Here is a 19,715-nt window from a genome sequence, read left to right as displayed (position 1 = left end):
CGCGCGAATGTGACGAGCACACCAGGACACCGCACGTCACCCTGGCTAGGGTGATCACGTGGTCCGTGCGCTGCTCGCCATCATGCTGGTCGCCGCCCTCGCCGGCTGCTCGGCGGGCTCGACCGCCTACTCGTCGCCGAGCGCCGACGCGATCACCATCGGCTTCACGGCCCCGCCCGCGAACCTCGACTTCACCCGGACGGACGGCGCGGCGATCCCGCAGGCCCTGCTCGACAACGTCTACCAGGGGCTGGTGCGCCTGGACGCGAACGGCGCCGTCGTGCCGCAGCTGGCGACGTCCTGGACGGTCAGCCCGGACCGCCGCACCTACGACTTCCAGCTCCGGCCGAACGTCACCTTCACCGACGGCGAGCCGTTCACCGCCGACACGGTCAAGTTCAGCATCGACCGCGTCCACACCGACTGGACCATCTCGCTCAAATCCGCGATGGACGTGGTGGACCACGTCGAGGCGGTGAACCCGACGCACGCCCGCGTGGTGCTGAAGCAGCCCAGCAACGGCTGGCTGTTCACCATGGCCAGCCGGGTCGGCGCGATGTTCGCCCCCAACGGTGTCAAGAACCTCCCCACTACGCCGATCGGCACCGGACCCTACGAGCTCGACCGGTTCAATCGCGGCGATTCGATCGTGCTGAAGGCCAATCCCGGCTACTGGGGCCCGAGGCCGGCCTACGGACGCGTCGTGCTGAAGTACTTCCAGGACCCGACGGCCCTGAACAACGCCCTGCTGAGCAACGGGATCGACGTGATCAGCTCGGTGCAGGCCCCCGACTCGCTCGCCCAGTTCGCCAGCGACGAGCGGTTCACCACGATCCAGGGCACGACCACGGCCGAGGTCGTGCTCTCCTTCAACAACGCCAAGGCGCCGCTCGACGACAGGCGGGTGCGCCAGGCGCTGACGTACGGCATCGACCGGAAGGCGTTGCTGGACACGGCATGGGCCGGCAAGGGCCTGCTGATCGGCAGCATGGTCCCGCCCTCGGACCCCTGGTACGAGGACCTCTCCGCCGTCTACCCGTACGACCCGGCCAAGGCCAAGCAGCTCCTGGCCGACGCCGGCCAGCAGCACCTCACCCTCCGGCTGCGCATCCCGAACCTGCCCTACGCGGTCGACTCCGCGCAGGTGATCCGCTCCCAGCTGGCCGAGATCGGCGTCACCGCGACCATCGAGGAGCTGGCCTTCCCTGCGGTGTGGCTGAAACAGGTCTTCGCCGGCCACGACTTCGACATGTCCATCGTCGCCCACGTCGAGGCCCGCGACATCGCGACCTTCGGCAATCCCAAGTATTACTGGGGCTACGACAATCCGGCCGTCACCCAACTGCTCGCCGACGCCGACGCCGGTACGCCCGAGCAGCAGATCGCCGACATGAAGAAGGTCGCGCGGACGATCAACGCCGACGCCGCGGCGGACTGGCTGTTCCTGCTGCCCAACCTGATCGTCGCCAAGAAGGGCATCACCGGGCTGCCGCCGAACCAGGTCGGCGAGGCCTTCGACCTGTCGGCGCTGGGGAGGTCGTGATGGCGCTGCTGCGCAAGGCCGGCATCTTCCTGCTCACATTGGCGATCGCCTCCGTTCTCGTGTTCGCGTTCATGGCCGTGCTGCCGGGCGACCCGGCGCAGGTCGCGCTGGGCGTCAACGCCACGCCGGAGCTGCTCGCCCAGACCCGGCACGCGTTCGGCATCGACCGACCGCTGCCGGCGCAGTACACCGACTGGGTCGGCGGCCTGCTCACCGGGAACTTCGGCCGCTCCTACATCACCGGCGACGCCATCGGCCCGCAGTTGGTCGACCGGTTCGAGGTCACACTCTGGCTGGTCGGCGCGGCCACGGTGGTGGCGGTGATCGTCGCCGTGCCGCTCGGCACGCTCGCCGCGGCCAGGCACCGCAAGGCGTCCGGCACGGTCGTGTCCGGCCTGAGCCAGCTCGGCGCGGCGATCCCCGCCTTCCTGGCCGGCATCGTGCTCGTCGAGATCTTCGCGGTGTCGCTGAGAATCCTCCCCTCGGGCGGGTGGACGCCACCGGACGCCGATCCGGTCGCGTTCCTGAAAGGCCTTGTGCTGCCGGCACTCTCGCTCGGGCTCGTGCAGGCGGCGGTGCTCACCCGGTACGTCCGGTCGGCCGTCCTGGACGTGCTGCGCGAGGACTACCTCCGCACGGCCCGCGCCAAGGGCCTCAAGCCGGCGCAGGCCCTGGTCCGGCACGGGCTGCGCAACGCCGCCGTGCCCGTCATGACGGTGCTCGGCCTGCAACTGGCGACGCTGCTCATCGGCGCGGTCGTGGTGGAGCGGGTGTTCGTGATCCCAGGCCTGGGCAGCATGCTGCTGGACGCCGTCGGCAGCCGCGACCTGATCGTGGTGCAGGACGTGGTGATGGTGCTGGTGGCGGCGGTGTTGGTCATCAACCTCCTCGTCGACGTGCTGTACACGGTCGTCGACCCGAGGCTGCGGAGGGCGCGGTGAGGAACCTCGTCATCGGGGCCGTGCTGGTCGGGCTGATCGTGCTCGCGGCTCTCATCTCCTTTCTGTGGACGCCGTTCGACCCCACGCAGGTCGACGCGGCGCTGCGGTTGCAGGGCCCGAGCGGCGCGCACTGGCTGGGCACGGACCGGTTCGGCCGCGACCTGGTCAGCCAGCTCATGGTCGGTGCGCGGACCACGCTCTACGTCGGCATCGTCGCGGTCGGCGTGGCCGCGCTCGTCGGCACGCCGCTGGGCGTGTTCGCGGCCGCCGGCCCGCGCTGGCTCGGCGAGATCGTGTTGCGGGCCAACGACCTCGTGCTCGCCTTCCCCGCGCTACTGCTGGCGATAATGTTCGGCGCCGCGTTCGGGGCCAGCACGCTGACCGCCATGATCGCCATCGGCGTCGCCACCGTGCCGTCGTTCGCCCGCCTCGCTCGCGCCTCCGCGCTCCAGGTGCTGAGCACGGAGTACGTGCTGGCGGCGCGATCCGCCGGCCGGACCGGGCCGGCGATCTCCGTCCGGCACGTGCTGCCGAACATCGCCGGACTGATCATCGTGCAGTGCTCGGTGTCGTTCGGCATCGCCGTGCTGGCCGAGGCCGCGCTGTCATACCTCGGCCTCGGCACGCAGCCGCCGACGCCGTCCTGGGGTCGCATGTTGCAGGAGTCGCAGGAACTCCTGGCCGTGCAACCGAGGCTGCTGATCGTGCCGGGCGTCGCGATCGCCCTGGCGGTGCTCGGTTTCACGCTGCTGGGCGACGGCCTACGTGACCGGTTCGACCCCAGGCTGGAGGGTGCCCGTGCTCAAGGTTGACGGCTTGAACATCGCGGCCGGTGAACTGCCGTTGGTCAGTGATGTCTCCTTCACGGTGGCTGGGGGCGAACGGGTCGGCCTGATCGGCGAGTCCGGCTCCGGCAAGTCGTTGACCGCGTCGGCGGTGTTCGGGCTGCTGTCCGACGACGTGTCGGCCGCCGGCTCGGTGCGGCTCGAGGGCGTCGACGAGAATCTGGTCGGGGCCTCGGAAAACCTGCTGTCGAGCCTGCGGGGTTCTCGACTGGCGATGGTGTTCCAGGAGCCGATGACGGCGCTGAATCCCTCGATGCGGATCGTCGACCAGGTCGCCGAGGCCCGGCTGATCCATCGCACGGTGGGCGATCGCGCCGCCGCGCACCGGGATGCCTTGCGGCTGCTGGAACAGGTGCGCCTGCGGGATGTCGCTGAACTGGGAAGGGCCTATCCACACCAACTTTCCGGCGGGCAACGGCAACGTGTGCTGTTGGCCATCGCTCTCGCCAATGACCCGGATGTGCTGATCTGCGACGAGCCTACCACCGCGCTCGACGTCACGGTCCAGGCGCAGCTGCTCGACCTGATTGTCAAGGGAGCAAAGGAAAGGACGGCGGCGCTGTTGTTCATCACGCACGATCTCGCCGTCGTGGCAACGGTTTGCGAGCGCGTGCTGGTGATGTACGGCGGTCGGATCGTCGAGTCCGGACCGGTCGCCGAGGTGCTGACCGCCCCGGAACACCGCTACACCAAAGGCTTGCTCGACGCCTCCGACCTGGAGACTGTTGACGAAGGCGGCCGCTTGCACGCCATCGCGGGCGCCGTTCCGGCCGCCGGCAAGTTTCCCAGCGGCTGCGTGTTCCGCAACCGCTGCCCGCGCGCCGACGAGCAGTGTGAGGTGTCGCCGCCCTGGTTCGGCGAACCGGCGCACGGCCACGCGTGCTGGCATCCGGTCGGAGGCGACGCATGATCAAGCTCGAGAGCGTGAGTCGGGTCTACCGCCGGTCCCGGACGTCGGCGTTCGGGCCGCGCGCCGAGGTGCACGCACTGCGGGACGTGTCGTTCGAGATCGAGCAGGGCCGGCGGTTCGGCATCGTCGGCGAGTCCGGCTCCGGCAAGTCCACATTGGTGCGACTGATCGCCGGCCTCGACCAGCCGACCGCCGGCACCGTCACCTTCGACGGTCAGCGCGTGAACGGCCGGTCCGAGCGGCAGCTGTCTTTCCTCCGACGCGACCTCCAGGTCGTCTTCCAGGACCCGATGGGATCGCTCGACCCGCGGATGCGGGTGCGGGACATCATCGCCGAACCACTGGTGGCCCAACGGATTCCCGGCCAGGAGGGTCGGGTCGCCGAGCTGCTGGAGGCCGTCGGACTCACGGCCGACGCCGGCCGCCGGTTCCCGCACCAGTTCTCCGGCGGTCAGCGGCAGCGCATCTCCCTGGCCCGTGCGCTCGCACCGAAGCCCCGCGTCCTGGTCGCCGACGAACCTGTCAGCGCGCTGGACGTGTCGGTGCGGGCGCAGATCCTGAACCTGCTGGCGGACCTGGTCGACCAGTTCGCGCTGACGCTGGTCTTCGTCTCCCACGACCTGTCCGTCGTCCGCCACGTCTGCGACACCGTGGCCGTGCTGCGGGCCGGCGAGCTGGTCGAGATCGGTGACGTGGAAAGGGTCTACCGCTCGCCGGAGCATCCGTACACGCGGCAGTTGGTGCAGGCGATCCCGACGCTGCGCGGCGCCCTGTCCGGAGTGACGGCAGAGGATCTGATCAGGCCGTGAATGCGGCTTTCAGTGCACCAGCGGCAGCGGATACCGCATTCATACCGCTCTCCCATGACGTTCCCGCCGGCAGTTCGGTCATGATCGCGACCGCGTAGGGCATCGTCGGGCCGAGGCCGACCATGCCGGTGGTGTCCAGCACCGTCGTGGACATCAGCAGCATCCAGCCCTGCTTGATCGCCCACGACGAGCCGGCCAGGCCGGTCGGGATGCCGAAGTACTGCTGGAAGCCGTCGGCTGCGGTGGAGGCGGCCTGCGTCATGCCGGTCATCAGCACGTCCTGCGCCGCCGTCGGGATGTCGTCGCGGATGAACTCGTACGTGGTGACGACGTCCTGCGCGGACATCAGAGCCTCGCCCCACTGCGCCTCGTCGTCCGGCGCCTGCGTGCCGGTGAGCCCGATCAGCGACACCATCCGGGTGATGATCGAGTTCCCGCCGTCCTCGTCCCACAGGTCGTCGGCGATGTCGTCGTCGCTGTACGAGATCATCCGCTCCAGCTCCGCCGAGGTCCCGGCGTCCGGCGCCCAGTTCTGGCTGCGCAGCAGGTCGATGGCGATCAGCAGCTTCACCACGGACGCCGTGTACATCGGCGTGCCCGCGCCGTAGCTCGCGACGGCCTGCCCGGTGTCGGTGTCGACCGCCATGACGCCGACCTCGGTGCCCGGCACGACGGCGTTGGCGGCCTTGTCGACGATCTGGCCCATGTTCACGGGGTCCACCGCCGGCGGGGGCGGCGTTGTCGTCGTGGTGGTCGGCGGCGTCGTGGTTGTCGTCGTCGGGGTGGGCGTGGTGACGGTCGAGCGCTCCGCGGCCAACTTGGCCGTGGCCGGCGTCGCCGACAGCAGCACGCTCACCACCGCGACCGAAGCCGCGAGCAGGGCCAGTGTGACCGGAAGTCGCCTCATGCCTGGTCAAACGCATGCCGGCGCGGGAAATCCCCGTCTTCCGGAAACCGACAGAGTCATTTCACGATGCTCTTAGGAAGCGCGCCGGGCGGTGACTGAACGGCTACCGGTCCGGAATTGTCAGACCCCTCTGCAAGGGTGGGGCCATGGACGACATCATCCGAGGCACCGCCGCCGGGGTGCCCTTCCTGGCCCGGCCGCCGGAACGGCGGACGGCCACCGCTCCGTTGTTGGTCGGCTGGCACTTGATGGATCCGCCGCGCACCGCGGCGGCGATGGCCGCGGCCGTGCCGATGGCCGGCGTGCCGGCCTGGCGTGTCTACTTGGGACTGCCCGAGTACGGCGATCAGCGCGAGCTGACCCGTCGGGCGGCCGAGGACTACGTCCTCAGACTGATAGACCCGATCGTCAGCACCGCTTCGCGCGACTTCCCGGCGGCGCTGCACACCCTCCGTTCGACGCTGGGGACCGACGGTCCACTGGGCCTGTTCGGCGGCTCGGCCGGCGGCGCGGTGGCTTTGCAGATCCTCACCGAGCAGGACGTCGACGTGACAGCCGCGGCCCTGGTGAACCCGGTGGCGCGACTGGAACCCGTCGTCGACAGCGTGTCGGAGTGGTTCGGCTCCCCGTATCGGTGGAGCAACGAGTCGCGGGCCGTCGCCGCGCGGATGGACTTCGTCGCCCGTGCCGACGAGATCCGCAAACGGCGGCCGGACCTTCCCTTACTGCTCATACGCGGCGAGCAGGACGAGGAGGCGTTCCGTGAACCCATCGGGCAGCTGGCACGGGCGCTGGACGCCCGGTTGCTCGACGTCCCGGGCATGGAACACGCCTTAGCCGCGGAGCCGGGCACCGAGCCGGCGCCGCAGAACGACGACGCCCGTCGCGTGGACGAGGCGTTCGGCGACTGGTTCCGCCGACATCTGGCTATTTGATACCGCCGTTGCTGTGGAGCAGCTGGCCGTTGATCCAGCCGCCCTGCGGCGAGCACAGGAATGTCACCAGGTTGGCGCAGTCCTGCGGGGTGCCGACCCGGCCGAGCGGGGTGTCCCGCTCGACGTCGTTCAGCAGCTCCGGTGTCATCCAGCCGGTGTCCACGGGGCCGGGGTTGATCACGTTGGCCGTGACGCCCAGGTGCGCCAGCTCCCGGGCGGCGGCCAGGGTGATCCGGTCCAGCGCTGCCTTGCTGGATCCGTAGGGCATGTTGCCGGCGGTGTGGTCGCTGGTGAACGCCATGATCCGGCCGGCGCCGTGCGGGCCGTGGAAACGCTGCCCGAATTCCTTGATCAGCAGCCAGCTCGCCCTGGCGTTGACCGCGAAATGGAGGTCGAAACTCACAACTGAACTGTCGAGCAGCCCCGAGTCGACGCTCTCGGCGTGGCACATCACCAGTGCGGTGACGGCCCCCAGCTCGCGTTCGGCCGCGTCGAACAGCCGAGCCGGGGTGGCCGGATCGCTCAGGTCGGCCTCGATCGCCGCCGACCGTGCGCCGAAGGCCGTCATCCGGTCGGTCAGTTGTCGCTGCGCGTCGGCGTCGGCGCCCCACGGCATCTTCTCGTCGTAGGGCCGCCAGTGGCTGATCGCGACGTCCCAGCCGGCTTCGGCCAGGTCAAGGGCCACTGCCGCGCCGATCCCGATCGTCCGGCCGACGCCGGTCACCAACGCCACTCCGCGTTCGCTCATCCGGCCACTCTCGATCATGCGGACGGTGCGGGCGACCGGTTTTTCGCGGGTCCGACCTGAGGATGATCTCAGCCGGGCCGACGCGAGACCGGGGTTTGACGCGAGCCCAGCGCCGGACCGGGCACCATGGGCGGCATGACCACGTTCCACGACCTTCGGGTCTTCCTCGGGGCCGTCCGCCGCCAGCCGTCCGCCGTCGGCGCGATCGCCCCCAGCGGACCGGCGCTGGCCGGCCTGTTGGCCACCGTGGTGCCCAGCACCGGCGCGCCGACCGTGGTCGAACTGGGGCCCGGCACCGGGTCGGCGACGCGCGCCGTGCAGCGCCGGATCCCGGCCGGCGGCCGGCACCTGGCCGTGGAACTCGACGGCACGCTGGTGGAGCACCTGCGGACCACCTACCCGCGGCTGGACGTGGTGCACGGGGACGCCGCCGAACTGGGCAAGCTGCTCGCCGACCGCGGCGTCGAGCAGGTCGACGCGGTGATCAGTGGCCTGCCCTGGGCGCTGTTCCCGCAGGACCTGCAACGGGCCATCCTCCGCCAGGTGGGCACGGTGCTCACGCCGGCGGGCGCGTTCACCACGTTCGCGTACGTGCACGCGCTCGGCATGAAGCAGGCGCGGCAGTTCCGCGCGCAGCTGGACCGCAGCTTCGACGAGGTCATCGTGTCCCGGGTGGTGTGGGCGAACGTGCCGCCCGCGATCAGCTACGTCTGCCGCCGGCCGATCATGGCCGACGATGCTGGCTGAGCTGCTCGGCGGGCTGCCGGGACCGTTGTTCGTGCTGGTCGTCGCCGCGTTCGTGGTCGCCGAGGCGGCCCTGGTCATCGGCGTGGTGCTACCCGGTTCCAGCGCCCTGCTGACGCTCGGCGTGTTCTCGGACAACGGCCTGGTGCCGCTGCCGGCGGCGCTCGTCGTCGGCACGGTCGCGGCACTGGTCGGCAGCAACCTGTCGTTCGCCGCCGGCCGCTACCGGCCCGGGGCCCTGAGCAGCCGATGGCTGACCGGGGCCAAGGGGCGGCGGGCGCGATTGGTGCTGAGCCGGTTCGGCGGTTCCGCCGTGCTGGTCGGCCAGTGGGTCGTCGGCGGGCGGACGCTCACGCCTCGATTCGCCGCCGCGGCCGGGTTGTCCTACCGACGATTCCTGCCGTGGAACCTGCCGTCCGCGGCGGTCTGGGGCGTCGTGTGGGTGGTCGTCGGCTACGGCGCGAGCGAGGCGTACCAGCGCTGGTCCTGGCTGGCCGCGGTGGCCGCCGTGGCGCTGGTGGCCGTTCTGCTACTGCTCAGCCGCCGCGCGCTCGACCGCATCGATGCCCTCGAGCAGGCGTGACCTGGTCTGCGCGCCGCAGAACGCCGCCCGCGCCGCGTTGCGGGCCAGCTCCGCCAGTTCGCTCCGGCCGAGCCCGAACACCTCGTGGCACAACAGGTACTCGCGGTTGAGGTCGGTGCCGAACATGCCCGGGTCGTCGGTGTTCAGCGTGAGAGTGACGCCGGCATCCAGGAGCCGCGGCAGCGGGTGCTCGGCCAGCGATGGCACCGCCTTGGTGCAGATGTTCGACGTCAGCGACACCTCCAGCGGGGTCCCGGTCTCCACCAGGTGGTTCACGAGCTTCTCGTCGCGCACCGCGCTGACGCCGTGCCCGATCCGCTCGGCGTCGAGGTCCCGCAGCGCCGCCCAGATCTCTTCCGGCCCGGTGGTCTCGCCCGCGTGCGGCACGCTGCGCAGGCCGGCGGCGATGGCCTCCTGGAACACCGGCCGGAAGTCCGCTCGCCGGTAGGGCGCCTCGAGGCCGGCCAGCCCGAAGCCGACCGTGCCCTCTGGCCGCTGGTTGAGCGCGTAGTCGAGGGTGCCGCGGCCGTCCGGCTCGTCTGACGGCAGCGGCACATCGAAGATCCACGCCAGCTCGACGTCGTACTCCGCAAGCGCTTGCCGCCGGCCTGCCACCAGCGCTGCGGACAGGCCGTCGGGGGAGATGCGCGCGAAATGCGCGACCGCCGACACGGTCACCTCGGCGTAGCGCACATTGTTCGCCGCGAGGTCACGGGCGAGGCCGAGCAGGAGTGTCTGCACGTCCTCGGGCGTGGTGACCAGCTTGTTCACGGCGCTGTAGACGTTGATGAAGTGCGGGAAGTCGGTGAACTCGTAGTACCGCGCGAGCTCGGCACGGTCCGTCGGCACCCGGCCTGGATGGCGGCGGGCCAGCTCCAGCACCGTGTCCACGGAGGCCGCGCCGACCAGGTGGACGTGCAGTTCGGCCTTCGGCAGGGCGGCGATGAACTCCCTGACGTCCATTCAGTCCGTCACCAGGCCCGTCTTGTACGCGTACGCCACCGCCTGCGCGCGGTCCCGGAGATTGGCCTTGGCGAACAGGTGGTTCACGTGCGTTTTCACCGTCGCCTCGCTGACCACCAGCTTGCGGGCGATCTCCGTGTTCGACATGCCCGCGGCGATCAGCCGCAGCACGTCGATCTCGCGCGGGGTCAACCCGTCGGCCGGCTCCGCCGTCGCCTTGATCGGGGCGCCGCCGCCGGCCGCGGCCGCCACCAGACGCCGCTGGACCTCACCGTCCAAGGTGGACTGCCCGGCCGCCGCCGCGTGCAATGCGCGGGCGATCGCCTCGGCGTCGGCGTCCTTGGTGAGGAAGCCCCGTGCGCCCGCCCGCAACGCCGACAACACGCTCTCGTCGTCGGTGTACGTCGTGAGCACCACGACCTCGGTCTCCGGGTATTCGCTGCGCACGCGTCGGGTTGCCTCCACGCCGTCGCAGCGGGGCATCCGCAGGTCCACCAGCAGCACATCAGGTCGCATCTCCGCGACCAGCGCCACCGCCTGCTCGCCGTCCGCCGCCGCGCCCACGACCTCCACACCAGGCAGCAGCTTCAGCAGCGTCACCAGGCCCTCGCGGACCACCGTCTGGTCATCGGCGAGCACCACCCGCAGATCGTTCACAGCCACACCTCGCTGGCGCTCGGCGCGACCGCGAGGCTCGCTGTGTTCAATGGTGGACTCGCAAGCCCGTTCACGCCGGCACCACCAGGCGTACCCGCCACCCGTCCTCCATCGGTCCCGTCTCCAGTTCTCCGCCGATCAGCTCGGCTCGTTCCCGCATCCCCAGGAGACCGTAGCCGCCGCTGGTGGCGTGCGCGGGCGGCTTTCCCGGATGGTCGATGACGGTCAGCACCGTGCGCCCGTCCTCGAAGTCCAGCACCGCGTCCACCGGCGCGCCGGGCGCGTGTTTGCGCGCGTTGGTGAGCGCCTCCTGCGCCGTGCGGTACAGCGCCGTCGCTGCCTCCGCCGGCAGGTCACGCGGCTCGCCGTTGACGGTCAGTTCCGCCGGGGCGCCGGACTCCAGCCGGAAGGCCGTCACCAGATCGGCGATGGCCCGTGCGTCCGGCACCTTGTCGTCACGCAGCGCCGCGACCGCCCGCCGTGCCTCGGCGAGGCCGTCCGCGGCCAACTTCTGAGCCTTGCTCACCTGGTCGATGACTTCCTGCGATGCGTTGTCCCGTTGCAGCATCAGGCGCGTGCCCTGCAACGTCAGGGACAGGCCGGCGAGCGAGTGCGCCAGCACGTCGTGCACCTCGCGTGCGATCCGCGCCCGCTCCGCCAGCGCCGCCGCGCGGGCATGTTCCTCGACGACCTGCTGCCGGCGAGCGAGCAGCAGCTCCGCCTGCTCCAGGCGTTCCTCGCGGCCCTGCCGATTGAGCGTCAGCAGCGCCACCAGCAGCACGCCGAGCCCGATGCCCAACGCGGCCAGCCAGTTGAAGTCCCTGAACAGCTGCGGCAGCCCCGCGCCGATCACGGACAACGCGATCACGACGTAGCTCAGCAGGTTCGGACGGCGATAGCGGACCGCCAGCCGCGCCGTCCAGAACGGCAGGCCGTAGACGACGCCGTCCGGGTGCAGGACCAGGATCACGCCGGTGGTCACCGTGATGACCAGGAGGCCGATCTGCGACAGCAGCGCTGCCCGCCGCTCCGGCCAAGGCCACGGCAGCAGCATCAGGTTGCCCGCGACGACGACCAGCGCCAGCGCACCCAGCCACGGCCGCAGGTCCGCAGGGATCTGCTGACCGCCCAGGAAGAGACGCTGGGGCAGGAACAGCGTCAGCGCCAGGACCGCCGGCAGCATCCGGAACGCCGACAGGGCCCCGTACCGCCGGTCCCGGGGTACGAAGCCCTGATCGTCGAACATGGTCGTCATCATCGCAGGTCTAGCGGCGCGGCGCGGCCATCGCGAGCGGCAGCCGCTGCTGCTGCGACCGCAGGTAGATCACTACGTTCTGGGCGGCGATGGTGAGGCCGAACAGCAGCACCGCCGACGCCGTGGTCAGCGTGCCGTCCACGCCGAGCGTGTGGCCGAGGAAGCCGGCGCCGACGCGCACCGCGATCGTGGTCAGCCACAGCACCAGCGTCAGCGCGGTGCCCTTCTGGAACAGGCCGCCGTCGCGCAGGCTCAGCCGGGTGCTCGCGCCGCGGGCCAGGCCCAGCGCCACCACGACCACCGCGTCGAGCAGGAAGAACAGGATCTCGCCCGGGCGGGCGATGCTCACCGCGGTCGCCGCGGAGCCGAGCCCGATGACGATCAGGATCGCCGGCATGAGCACCAGCGACCTCGCGGTGACCATCGACCCCGTGAGCTGCTTGCCGAGCACCCGCAGCACCACCAGCGCACCGACCAGGATCAACACCAGCGTGGACATTGCACTCTCTCCTCGATCTCCGGGTGCCGCTCCGGCACAGCTCAAAGACTCGTCTCCGGTGGCGCGGATTTCGTCGGTCCCCAGGTGGGAGCCGGGTTGAATGCGGTATCAACCCGTGGGTGGACGGAGGAGGGCGCGGATGGCGAACGAGCGGTTGAGGGTGGCCGCGTACGCGGTCTGCGTGCGGGACGGCGCGGTGCTGCTGGCCCGGTGGGTGGGGCCGGAGGGCAAGCTGTGGACGCTGCCCGGCGGCGGCATCGACCACGGCGAGGACCCGTTCGACGCGGTGCGGCGCGAGGTCGAGGAGGAGACCGGCTACCGGGCGGACGTGCAGAGCCTGCTCGGCGTGCACACCATGCGCCGCCGGTACGCCCGCCGGTTCGGCGGCGAGACCGATTTCCACGCGCTGCGCATCGTCTACGAGGCCCGGATCGTCGGCGGCGAGCTGCGCGACGAGATCGACGGCTCGACCGACAAAGCGGCCTGGATCCCGCTGCCGGAGGTGGCCTCGCTGGCCCGCGTCGACCTCGTCGACACGGGCCTCGAGCTGCACCGATCCCGCCCGGCCACCGGCCACCTCGGCCGGTAGCACACACCCCCGACACAACCGGTCCGAAAAGCCCCGTCCGCCCCGCCCTGTGGACAAAATCCGAGTTGTCCACATCTCGATCTTCGCCGCCCCCGCCGCACCCCGGCACGCGAGCAGTGTGGCCGCATGGACACCGCCGCACACCCCACCCCGCACCGGACGGTCAAGCTCAACGACGCCGGCGCGCTCATCGCCGCGATCCCGTCGCTGATGGGCTTCCACCCGGTCGACTCGCTCGTCGTGTTGGCGATCAAGAGCAGTGGCCTGATCGGCCTCACCACCCGGTCCGACCTGGGACCGCCCCCGTTGCACGCCGCGCTCGTCGGCCGCCTGGTCAGACCCATGCAGCAGGTCGAGGCGGTCGCCGCCGTGCCCGTGGTCGTGTGCGCCGAGGCCAAACCGGAGCACAAGGACCTGGCACTGCGGACCGTCGCCGCTCTGGAGGGCGTGGGCCTGTCGATCGTGCACGCCCTGTGGACGCCATCGACCGCCGGCGGCGTGCCCTGGCACTGCTTCCTGCACGAGGACTGCGCGGGCGAGGTGCCCGAGCAGTCGGCCACCGAACTCGCCGCGGTGATGACCTACGCCGGCGCCGTCACCTACGGCAGCCGCGACGATCTGGTCCGCATGCTGGAACCCGTCGACACCCAGCGCATGATCCGGCTCAGCGGCCTGCTCGACGCCGCCATCCGCTGCGACGAAACGCCCGCGTCGGAGCACCTCGCCACCATGTCCGCCGCCGTCACCGCCGGCGCGTTGCCCACCACCGACGAAGAGCTGGTCCGGCTCGCCATGGCCCTGGCCGACTACCGGGTTCGCGACGCCTGCCTCGCCTTCGTCCTCGACCGCCAACTCTCTGCCGTCGCGGAGAAGCTGTGGCTCGAACTCACCCGTTGCCTGCCCCCGCCCGAACGTGCCGAGGCCGCCGTTCTGCTTGCCGTGTCGAGGTATGTCCACGGCGACGGCGCCATGGCCAATGTCGCCCTGGAGCACGCACAGGTCGCGCTGCCCGTGCACAACCTCGCCGGCATGTTGCGCGGCGCCCTGGACTACGGACTGCCGCGGGATCAGATTCGGCAGGTCCTCGCCGACGCCGCGGCCGACGCCCGCATCGAGATCGAGGAGGAGACCAAGATGCCCGGCTGACGCCTGATCCTGTACGCCTCCTGCCGGCCGCGCGCACCGGCAGGCGCCGCCCCGAACCGCGTACGCCGCGACTCCCAGCCGTCGCCGCGAACGGCCCGGGGCAGGCCGGGACCCGCCCACCCGCCGCGCGGGTCCCGGCCCCACAGCGACCAACGGTGAGCGGTGCTCACCCGTGAATGCCACTCTGCCGGATCGGCGAACCGGCAGATGCGGCCCCGAGTCCGTGACCGCCGGCTAACCCCTTCGCCGGCGCGTCAGGGCATCGGGGCGGGCGGGGATCCCGTCACTCGGTGGGGCACGGGATCCCCGCCATCTCACCTCGTGCCGAAATTCGGCCGCCCACAACGGCTTCTGCCGGTTTGCTCCACCGGCAGAAGCGCTCCGAGCCCGCGGGTCGCCGGTGACCCCCTGCCGGCGATGCGGTTCGGAGCCGGTGGGGATCCCGGGAATCAGTGGGCCGGGATCCCCACCACCTGACCACCGGGCCCGTGTGTCGACCACGGAATCCGGGACCGGCCGCCCGGCCGGGTGTCGCCACCGCTTTCCCCGGGTGGAGACGAGCCGGGGGCCGTCCGACGTGGACGGGCCCCGGGCAGGTACCTCGAAGCAAAGGTGGTGGTGCGTCAGGAGAACAGCTCGGCGACCTTGCGCAAGGCGGTCGCGTTGCCCTGCACCAGCAAGGTCGTGATCACGGTCTCCTCCCAGGCCGGCAGTTCGTCACGGATCTTGGCCGCGGGGCCGATCAGCGCCAGGTCCTCGACCATCCTGGTGGGCACGGCGGCGATCGCCGACTTCTTGTCGCCGGCCAGGTAGAGGTCCTGGATCCGGTCGCACTCGGCCTCGTAGCCGAGCCGGGCGATGGCGTCCCGGTGGAAGTTGGCGCCCTTCGCACCCATGCCGCCGATGTAGAGGGCGAGCATGGGGCGGATGAAGTCCGCGGCCTGCTCGACGTCGTCGTGCACCAGCACCGGCACGCTGGCGGCGACCTCGAAGTCGTCGAGGGTGTGGCGGGCGCCGGGGCGGGCGAAGCCCTCGGCGAGGGCGGCCCGGAAGAAGCCGTCCACCTTGGGCGAGTAGAACAGCGGCAGCCAGCCGTCGGCGATCTCGGCGGCCAGGGCCACGTTCTTCGGGCCCTCGGCGGCGAGGAAGATCGGGATCTCGGCGCGCAGCGGGTGCACGGTCGACTTGAGCGGCTTGCCGAGGCCGGCGCCGCCGGGATAGGGCAGCTGGAAGAACTCGCCCTGGTGCTCGACGGTCTCGCGGGCGACGACCTTGCGGACGATGTCGATGTACTCGCGGGTGCGCGCCAGCGGGCGCGGGTAGGGCTGGCCGTACCAGCCCTCCACCACCTGCGGTCCGGACGCGCCGAGGCCGAGCACGAACCGCCCGCCGGACAGGTGGTCCAGGGTGAGCGCGGCCATGCCGGCCGCGGCCGGGGTGCGGGCCGACATCTGCATGATGTTGGTGGCCAGCTTGATCTGGCTGGTCGCGGCCCCCCACCAGGCCAGCGGGGTGAGCGCGTCGGAGCCGTAGGCCTCGGCGGTCCACACCGAGTCGAAGCCGAGGCGGTCCGCCTCGATAACGGCCTCGGCGACGCCGGCCGGCGGCCCCGACGACCAGTAGCCGGTGTGATACCCGAGCTTCATCGCTGACCTCCCGCCGGGGCGTCGGCGCCCGGAGCCGGCACGACGCCGTCGGCGACCAGGCCCGCGAACACGGCCTCGCTGAGCGCGGCCGCCGCGGACTGCGGTCGCACCATGACCGTGAAGGTGGCGATGCGGCCCTCGTCGTCGAACTGGAGCATGTCGATGCCGTGGATCTGCTTGTCGCCGACCCGGGCGCGGAACACCAGCACGCGCGAGCCGGCGTCGCCCTCGACGTCGCCGGACAGGTTGCCGACGTAGCTGAAGTCCTCGAACGTGCGCAGCAGCACCGCGAACAGCGCGCCTACCGTCGCGATGCCCTCGAACGGGCGGAACTTCACCGGGCTGTGGAACACGATGTCGTCGCGGAACAGGCCGACGATCGCCGCGTGGTCCCGCTGTAGGACGGCGTCGTGCAAGCGGGCGACGGTCCGTGCCGCCGGGCTGTCGTCGTGCGTCTCGACCGCTTCTGAGGTGGTGGACACGGTGGGCCTCCATGGCGACCTTGCCTGGCCAAAAAACTGGCTAGTCATAAAATTGACTAATCGCAGTCTTGCCTAGGGTGGGGGCCGCGGTCAAGGATGTCTTGGCTGGTGGCTGGTGGCTGGTGGCTGGTGGCTGGTGGCTGGTGGCTGGTGGCTGGTGGCTGGTGGCTGGTGGCTGGTGGCTGGTGGCTGGTGGCCGGTGGCCGGGAACGGCCAGCGGGCGAGGCGGTTTGGGCGCAGGTGAGCCGGTGGCCAGTGGCGACGCGGCGGCCAGCGGGCTGCGCACCCGTCAGCGGGCTAGACGGTCGCCGACGGGCTAGGCACCCGCCGGTGGGCTGGGCTGTCGCCGGCGGGCTGGGCGGTTGTCGGCGGGCTGGGCGGTTGTCGGCCGGCTAGGCGGTCGCCAGCGAACTGGGCGGTGAGTGCGGTTGGGTCGAGGGTTGGGAGGCGGCGGATGGCGTTGCGGCACGCGGTGCTGGCGGTGCTGCTCGGTGGTGAGCTGAGCGGCTATCAGCTGGCCAAGGTGTTCGACACCGGGGTGTCCAACTTCTGGTTCGCGTCGCCGCAGCAGCTGTACACCGAGCTGACCAAGCTGGAGCAGGCCGGGTTGGTCGACGGTCGGCTGGTGATCCAGGTGAACCGGCCCAACAAGCGTGTGTACACCGTCACCGAGGACGGGGTGGCGGAGCTCGACCGGTTCGCGGCGGCGGACGCCAAGCCGGCGGTCATCCGGGACGACCTGTTGGTCAAGGTGCACGCGGTGGATCCGTCCAGGGCCCGGGCCGTGGTGGCGCGGATCGAGGAGCGGGCGGTGCAGGCCGCGGCCAAGGCCGAGTTGTTCGACGAAACGCTGCGAAACCTGCGCGGCGACCTCGACGAGGAGACGTTCCTGGCGACCGCCGAGCGCATCGGCCCCTACCTGACGTGCCTGCGCGGCAAGCGGTTCGAGGAGGAGAACCTGGACTGGTGCCGGCGCAGCGCCGACCTGATTCGGGCCCGGTGGGGTGCGGAGATGCGCGAGGAGTGAGGGCCGGAAGGTGACCAGGCACGCCGGCGGGAAGGCGTTGTGCCGGAACGTGCGCGGGGCGCACTGGTCGGAAGGCATTAGGCCCGAAGATTCGTGAGGCGCACTGGCGGAAGGCGTTGCGCCGCGAGGTGTGGGCCGCACCGGTGAGAGGCGTTGGGCCGGATGCTGTGTGGGATGCGCAGGCGGCCAGGCGTTGGGCCGAGGGTGTCTGGGGTGCCGAAATGCGCAAGGAGTGACGGCTGGAGGGTGACCGGACACGCCCGTCGGGAAGGCGTTGGGTCGGAAGGTGTGTGGGGCGCACCGTCGGGAAGGCGTTGGGTCGGAAGGTGTGTGGGGCGCACCGTCGGGAAGGCATTGGGCCCGGAGGCCAGTGCGGGTGTGGCGGGGAGACCGGCATGCGGGAGCCTGGAAAGCGATGGGGCCGCTGGCGAACATGCCGGCGGCCCCATCGGTGAGCTGGGCTCAGATCATCGCGGGGCGCTCCCACTTCTCGCCGAGGACGTGTTCGGCGAGGAAGGCGAGGACGGTCTCGTACCAGACCTTGGAATTGCCGGGGGTGAGGATCCAGTGGTTCTCGGTGGGGTAGTACAGGAACTTCGCGGGCACGCCGTGGCGGACCAAGTCGAAGTACAGGCGGATGCCCTCGCCGATGGGGACGCGGTAGTCCTTGTCGCCGTGGATGACGAGCATGGGCGTCCGGATGTCGGCGACGCGCAGGTGGGGTGAGTTGTCGAGGATGCGCTGGGTGGACTTGAGCGGGTCGGTCATCTCCCGCATCCAGTAGTACGACGCGTCGGTGGTGCCGGTGAAGGCATCCAGGTTCCACAGCGAAGCGTGGGTGACGATGGCGTCGAACCGCTCGGTCTGGGTGGCGATCCAGTTGGCCATGTAGCCGCCGAAGGAACCACCCATGGCGGCGGTGCGGCCCTCGTCGATGTCGGGGCGTTCGACGGTGACGTCGGTGATGGCCATGAGGTCGGTGTACGGCGCATTGCCCCACGAGCCCCAGCCGACCTGGATCATGTCCCGGCCGTAGCCGGTGGACAGCGCCGGGTCGGGGAGCAGGACGGCGTAGCCGCGGGCGACCATGACCCACGGGTTCCACCGCCAGGACCAGCCGTTCCAGCTCATCATGGGACCGCCGTGGACCCACAGCAGCAGCGGCGCGGGGGAGTCGGCGGAAGCGCCGGCGGGCAGGGCGAGCCAGGCGCGGACGGTGCGGCCGTCGGCGACGGTGGTGGAAACCTCGGCGAGGGTGCCGGGCAGCGACTCGATGACGCCGGGGGCGGGCAGGGCGACGGGGTCCTGCTCGGCGGCAACGGGGTCGAGCCGGACGGGCTGCGGCGGGTGGGCGATGGAATCCCGAAGGGCGTACAGCGCGGAGCCGTCGGCGGCGACGGACAGGTCGCTGTAGTGCCCCTCGCCGGTGAGCCGGGTGACCTCGCCCGACGCCAGGTCGAGCCGCCACACGGGGCGTCGGCCGGAGCGGTTGGAGAGGAAGTAGACGGCGGAGCCGTCGGGCGCGACGACGAACTCCTCGGGCCAGTCGGGGAAGCCGGGCAGGATCTCCCGCACGGCGCCGTCGGCGAGGGAGATCAGCACGAGCTCGACGTGCGGGCAGTCCTGCTCGGTGGACTCGGTGCCGCGAACGGCCACGACGCCGGAGGAGTCGGGCAGGAACACGGCGTGCGAGTAGCTGTGGCCGGCGTCGAGGGTGCGGTCGGCGGCCAGCTCGCGGTCGCCGGTGCCGTCGGTGCGCACGACGCGCAGGGTCTCGCGTTCCCCGTACGACGGGGCGAGCTCCACGTCGGCGCCGTAGACGACCCACTGGCCGTCGGGGCTGACGGCGGCGCCGCCGACCGGGTACGGCAGGTCGCGGGTGAGCTCGACGACGTCGGTGACCCGCTGCTCGCCGGTCACCGCTGGCGCGGACACCAGCCGGGGCCGGTCGGGCCCCAGGTCGTGGTCCCAGTACCGGACGGGGTAGGCCTCGTGCAGGATCGCGGTCACGCCGGCGTCCTCACGGGCCTTGCGGCGCTCCTTGTCCTCGTCGCCGACGGCCGCGCCGTACAGGGCACTGGTGGTGACGACGAGGGTGCCGGCGTCGCGGGCGACGGACACGCCGGCGACGCCACCGGGCGGGGCGTAGACCTGCCGCGCCTCGCCGCTGGGCGGCAGCAGCCACAGCGCGGCGGTCTCCTTGTCGTCGCCGGGCTTGGACTCGGCGTTGGCCCGCGTGGTCACGAACAGCACGGAGCCGTCGGGCGTGAACACGGGCGCGGACTCGCCCTTGGCGGCCCGGGTGAGCCGCCGCGCGGCCCGCGAGCCGGCGGGGTCGATCTCCCACAGCGCGGACTGCCAGCTCTTGCCGTCGGGCGCGAGCTCGGAGACGGTGGCGACCAGGCGCGTGCCGTCCGGGGACAGCGCGAGCGAGCCGATCCGCGGCAGCTTGGCCACCGCGTCCAGGTCGGTGAAGTCGGTCATGG

Annotated in this window: 20 protein-coding genes; 11 read left to right on the top strand and 9 right to left on the bottom strand. The window is 71.2% G+C overall.

The window, feature by feature from the left end; all coding sequences use genetic code 11:
* Positions 1-82 precede the first annotated feature (82 nt).
* Genes BCF44_RS10355 through BCF44_RS10335 form a run of 5 tightly spaced genes read left to right on the top strand, consistent with a single transcriptional unit; the run spans position 83 to position 5,048 of the window.
* Positions 83-1,543: an ABC transporter substrate-binding protein gene (locus BCF44_RS10355; protein WP_116174284.1), complete on the top strand. Its 1,461-nt coding sequence runs from the start codon at positions 83-85 to the stop codon at positions 1,541-1,543.
* On the top strand, positions 1,543-2,484 hold the full coding sequence (locus tag BCF44_RS10350) for an ABC transporter permease (protein WP_116173962.1): 942 nt from the start codon (positions 1,543-1,545) through the stop codon (positions 2,482-2,484). The genes BCF44_RS10355 and BCF44_RS10350 overlap by 1 nt, the downstream gene beginning before the upstream one ends.
* Positions 2,481-3,296, top strand: coding sequence for an ABC transporter permease (locus tag BCF44_RS10345; protein ID WP_116173961.1), 816 nt, complete (start codon positions 2,481-2,483; stop codon positions 3,294-3,296). The genes BCF44_RS10350 and BCF44_RS10345 overlap by 4 nt, the downstream gene beginning before the upstream one ends.
* Entirely contained in the window at positions 3,277-4,239 is a 963-nt protein-coding gene (locus tag BCF44_RS10340) for an ABC transporter ATP-binding protein (protein ID WP_211352969.1), read from the top strand. The genes BCF44_RS10345 and BCF44_RS10340 overlap by 20 nt, the downstream gene beginning before the upstream one ends.
* Positions 4,236-5,048: an ATP-binding cassette domain-containing protein gene (locus tag BCF44_RS10335; RefSeq protein WP_116173960.1), complete on the top strand. Its 813-nt coding sequence runs from the start codon at positions 4,236-4,238 to the stop codon at positions 5,046-5,048. Before BCF44_RS10340 ends, BCF44_RS10335 begins: the two co-directional genes overlap by 4 nt.
* On the opposite strand, the gene BCF44_RS10330 is transcribed toward BCF44_RS10335, so the two are convergent.
* Positions 5,038-5,955, bottom strand: a complete 918-nt coding sequence (locus tag BCF44_RS10330; RefSeq protein WP_116173959.1) for a serine hydrolase — start codon at positions 5,953-5,955, stop codon at positions 5,038-5,040. The two genes, BCF44_RS10335 and BCF44_RS10330, sit on opposite strands and share 11 nt — an antisense overlap.
* 146 nt (positions 5,956-6,101) lie before the next feature.
* Here BCF44_RS10330 and BCF44_RS10325 point away from each other — a divergent pair, with 146 nt between their 5' ends.
* Positions 6,102-6,890, top strand: coding sequence for an alpha/beta hydrolase family protein (locus BCF44_RS10325; RefSeq protein ID WP_116173958.1), 789 nt, complete (start codon positions 6,102-6,104; stop codon positions 6,888-6,890).
* Here BCF44_RS10325 and BCF44_RS10320 read toward each other — a convergent pair.
* A complete protein-coding gene (locus BCF44_RS10320) occupies positions 6,883-7,638 on the bottom strand; it encodes an SDR family oxidoreductase (RefSeq protein ID WP_246014927.1) in 756 nt (251 codons plus the stop codon). The genes BCF44_RS10325 and BCF44_RS10320 overlap by 8 nt on opposite strands.
* A gap of 135 nt (positions 7,639-7,773) precedes the next feature.
* Here BCF44_RS10320 and BCF44_RS10315 point away from each other — a divergent pair, with 135 nt between their 5' ends.
* Both BCF44_RS10315 and BCF44_RS10310 read left to right on the top strand, forming a co-directional pair.
* A complete protein-coding gene (locus BCF44_RS10315) occupies positions 7,774-8,385 on the top strand; it encodes a class I SAM-dependent methyltransferase (RefSeq protein ID WP_379797951.1) in 612 nt (203 codons plus the stop codon).
* A complete protein-coding gene (locus tag BCF44_RS10310) occupies positions 8,375-8,965 on the top strand; it encodes a DedA family protein (RefSeq protein ID WP_116173955.1) in 591 nt (196 codons plus the stop codon). Before BCF44_RS10315 ends, BCF44_RS10310 begins: the two co-directional genes overlap by 11 nt.
* Here BCF44_RS10310 and add read toward each other — a convergent pair.
* The 4 genes from add to BCF44_RS10290 form a co-directional block, all read right to left on the bottom strand.
* A complete protein-coding gene (add, locus tag BCF44_RS10305; RefSeq protein WP_116173954.1) occupies positions 8,912-9,928 on the bottom strand; it encodes an adenosine deaminase in 1,017 nt (338 codons plus the stop codon). The two genes, BCF44_RS10310 and add, sit on opposite strands and share 54 nt — an antisense overlap.
* Positions 9,929-10,585 (bottom strand): response regulator, encoded by a 657-nt coding sequence (locus BCF44_RS10300; protein ID WP_211352968.1) that lies wholly within the window; start codon positions 10,583-10,585, stop codon positions 9,929-9,931.
* A 70-nt stretch (positions 10,586-10,655) separates the two neighbouring features.
* On the bottom strand, positions 10,656-11,831 hold the full coding sequence (locus tag BCF44_RS10295) for a sensor histidine kinase (protein WP_246014926.1): 1,176 nt from the start codon (positions 11,829-11,831) through the stop codon (positions 10,656-10,658).
* A 19-nt stretch (positions 11,832-11,850) separates the two neighbouring features.
* Positions 11,851-12,339: a hypothetical protein gene (locus BCF44_RS10290; protein WP_116173953.1), complete on the bottom strand. Its 489-nt coding sequence runs from the start codon at positions 12,337-12,339 to the stop codon at positions 11,851-11,853.
* Positions 12,340-12,478: 139 nt separating this feature from the next.
* Here BCF44_RS10290 and BCF44_RS10285 point away from each other — a divergent pair, with 139 nt between their 5' ends.
* Positions 12,479-12,928, top strand: coding sequence for an NUDIX domain-containing protein (locus BCF44_RS10285; RefSeq protein WP_116173952.1), 450 nt, complete (start codon positions 12,479-12,481; stop codon positions 12,926-12,928).
* A gap of 126 nt (positions 12,929-13,054) precedes the next feature.
* Complete coding sequence (locus BCF44_RS10280; protein WP_116173951.1) at positions 13,055-14,074, top strand: DUF4192 domain-containing protein; 1,020 nt, start codon at positions 13,055-13,057, stop codon at positions 14,072-14,074.
* A 623-nt stretch (positions 14,075-14,697) separates the two neighbouring features.
* Here the strand turns inward: BCF44_RS10280 and BCF44_RS10275 are convergent.
* The gene (locus BCF44_RS10275) at positions 14,698-15,720 is read right to left on the bottom strand and encodes an LLM class F420-dependent oxidoreductase (RefSeq protein ID WP_116173950.1); all 1,023 of its coding nucleotides are present in this window, start codon (positions 15,718-15,720) and stop codon (positions 14,698-14,700) included.
* Positions 15,717-16,202: a nuclear transport factor 2 family protein gene (locus BCF44_RS10270; RefSeq protein ID WP_246014925.1), complete on the bottom strand. Its 486-nt coding sequence runs from the start codon at positions 16,200-16,202 to the stop codon at positions 15,717-15,719. The genes BCF44_RS10275 and BCF44_RS10270 overlap by 4 nt, the downstream gene beginning before the upstream one ends.
* Before the next feature lie 454 nt (positions 16,203-16,656).
* Between BCF44_RS10270 and BCF44_RS10265 the strand changes: the two genes are divergently transcribed.
* Positions 16,657-17,229, top strand: a complete 573-nt coding sequence (locus BCF44_RS10265) for a PadR family transcriptional regulator (protein WP_116173948.1) — start codon at positions 16,657-16,659, stop codon at positions 17,227-17,229.
* A gap of 462 nt (positions 17,230-17,691) precedes the next feature.
* On the opposite strand, the gene BCF44_RS10260 is transcribed toward BCF44_RS10265, so the two are convergent.
* A complete protein-coding gene (locus BCF44_RS10260; protein ID WP_116173947.1) occupies positions 17,692-19,713 on the bottom strand; it encodes an alpha/beta hydrolase family protein in 2,022 nt (673 codons plus the stop codon).
* Between the last annotated feature and the right edge of the window lie 2 nt (positions 19,714-19,715).

The sequence above is a fragment of the Kutzneria buriramensis genome (assembly GCF_003387475.1).
Taxonomy (GTDB): Bacteria; Actinomycetota; Actinomycetes; order Mycobacteriales; family Pseudonocardiaceae; genus Kutzneria; species Kutzneria buriramensis.
Note: the sequence above shows the minus strand (reverse complement) of the source record. Positions and strands in the feature narration are given on the sequence as shown.

What these genes read in the sequence shown, in the direction of transcription:
- BCF44_RS10355 (WP_116174284.1), top strand. Translation starts at nt 83, where the DNA reads ATGCTGGTCGCCGCCCTCGCCGGCTGCTCGGCGGGCTCGACCGCCTAC.
- BCF44_RS10350 (WP_116173962.1), top strand. Translation starts at nt 1,543, where the DNA reads ATGGCGCTGCTGCGCAAGGCCGGCATCTTCCTGCTCACATTGGCGATC.
- BCF44_RS10335 (WP_116173960.1), top strand. Translation starts at nt 4,236, where the DNA reads ATGATCAAGCTCGAGAGCGTGAGTCGGGTCTACCGCCGGTCCCGGACG.
- BCF44_RS10330 (WP_116173959.1), bottom strand. Translation starts at nt 5,955, where the DNA reads ATGAGGCGACTTCCGGTCACACTGGCCCTGCTCGCGGCTTCGGTCGCG.
- BCF44_RS10325 (WP_116173958.1), top strand. Translation starts at nt 6,102, where the DNA reads ATGGACGACATCATCCGAGGCACCGCCGCCGGGGTGCCCTTCCTGGCC.
- BCF44_RS10320 (WP_246014927.1), bottom strand. Translation starts at nt 7,638, where the DNA reads ATGAGCGAACGCGGAGTGGCGTTGGTGACCGGCGTCGGCCGGACGATC.
- BCF44_RS10315 (WP_379797951.1), top strand. Translation starts at nt 7,774, where the DNA reads ATGACCACGTTCCACGACCTTCGGGTCTTCCTCGGGGCCGTCCGCCGC.
- BCF44_RS10310 (WP_116173955.1), top strand. Translation starts at nt 8,375, where the DNA reads ATGCTGGCTGAGCTGCTCGGCGGGCTGCCGGGACCGTTGTTCGTGCTG.
- add (WP_116173954.1), bottom strand. Translation starts at nt 9,928, where the DNA reads ATGGACGTCAGGGAGTTCATCGCCGCCCTGCCGAAGGCCGAACTGCAC.
- BCF44_RS10295 (WP_246014926.1), bottom strand. Translation starts at nt 11,831, where the DNA reads ATGTTCGACGATCAGGGCTTCGTACCCCGGGACCGGCGGTACGGGGCC.
- BCF44_RS10290 (WP_116173953.1), bottom strand. Translation starts at nt 12,339, where the DNA reads ATGTCCACGCTGGTGTTGATCCTGGTCGGTGCGCTGGTGGTGCTGCGG.
- BCF44_RS10285 (WP_116173952.1), top strand. Translation starts at nt 12,479, where the DNA reads ATGGCGAACGAGCGGTTGAGGGTGGCCGCGTACGCGGTCTGCGTGCGG.
- BCF44_RS10280 (WP_116173951.1), top strand. Translation starts at nt 13,055, where the DNA reads ATGGACACCGCCGCACACCCCACCCCGCACCGGACGGTCAAGCTCAAC.
- BCF44_RS10275 (WP_116173950.1), bottom strand. Translation starts at nt 15,720, where the DNA reads ATGAAGCTCGGGTATCACACCGGCTACTGGTCGTCGGGGCCGCCGGCC.
- BCF44_RS10265 (WP_116173948.1), top strand. Translation starts at nt 16,657, where the DNA reads ATGGCGTTGCGGCACGCGGTGCTGGCGGTGCTGCTCGGTGGTGAGCTG.
- BCF44_RS10260 (WP_116173947.1), bottom strand. Translation starts at nt 19,713, where the DNA reads ATGACCGACTTCACCGACCTGGACGCGGTGGCCAAGCTGCCGCGGATC.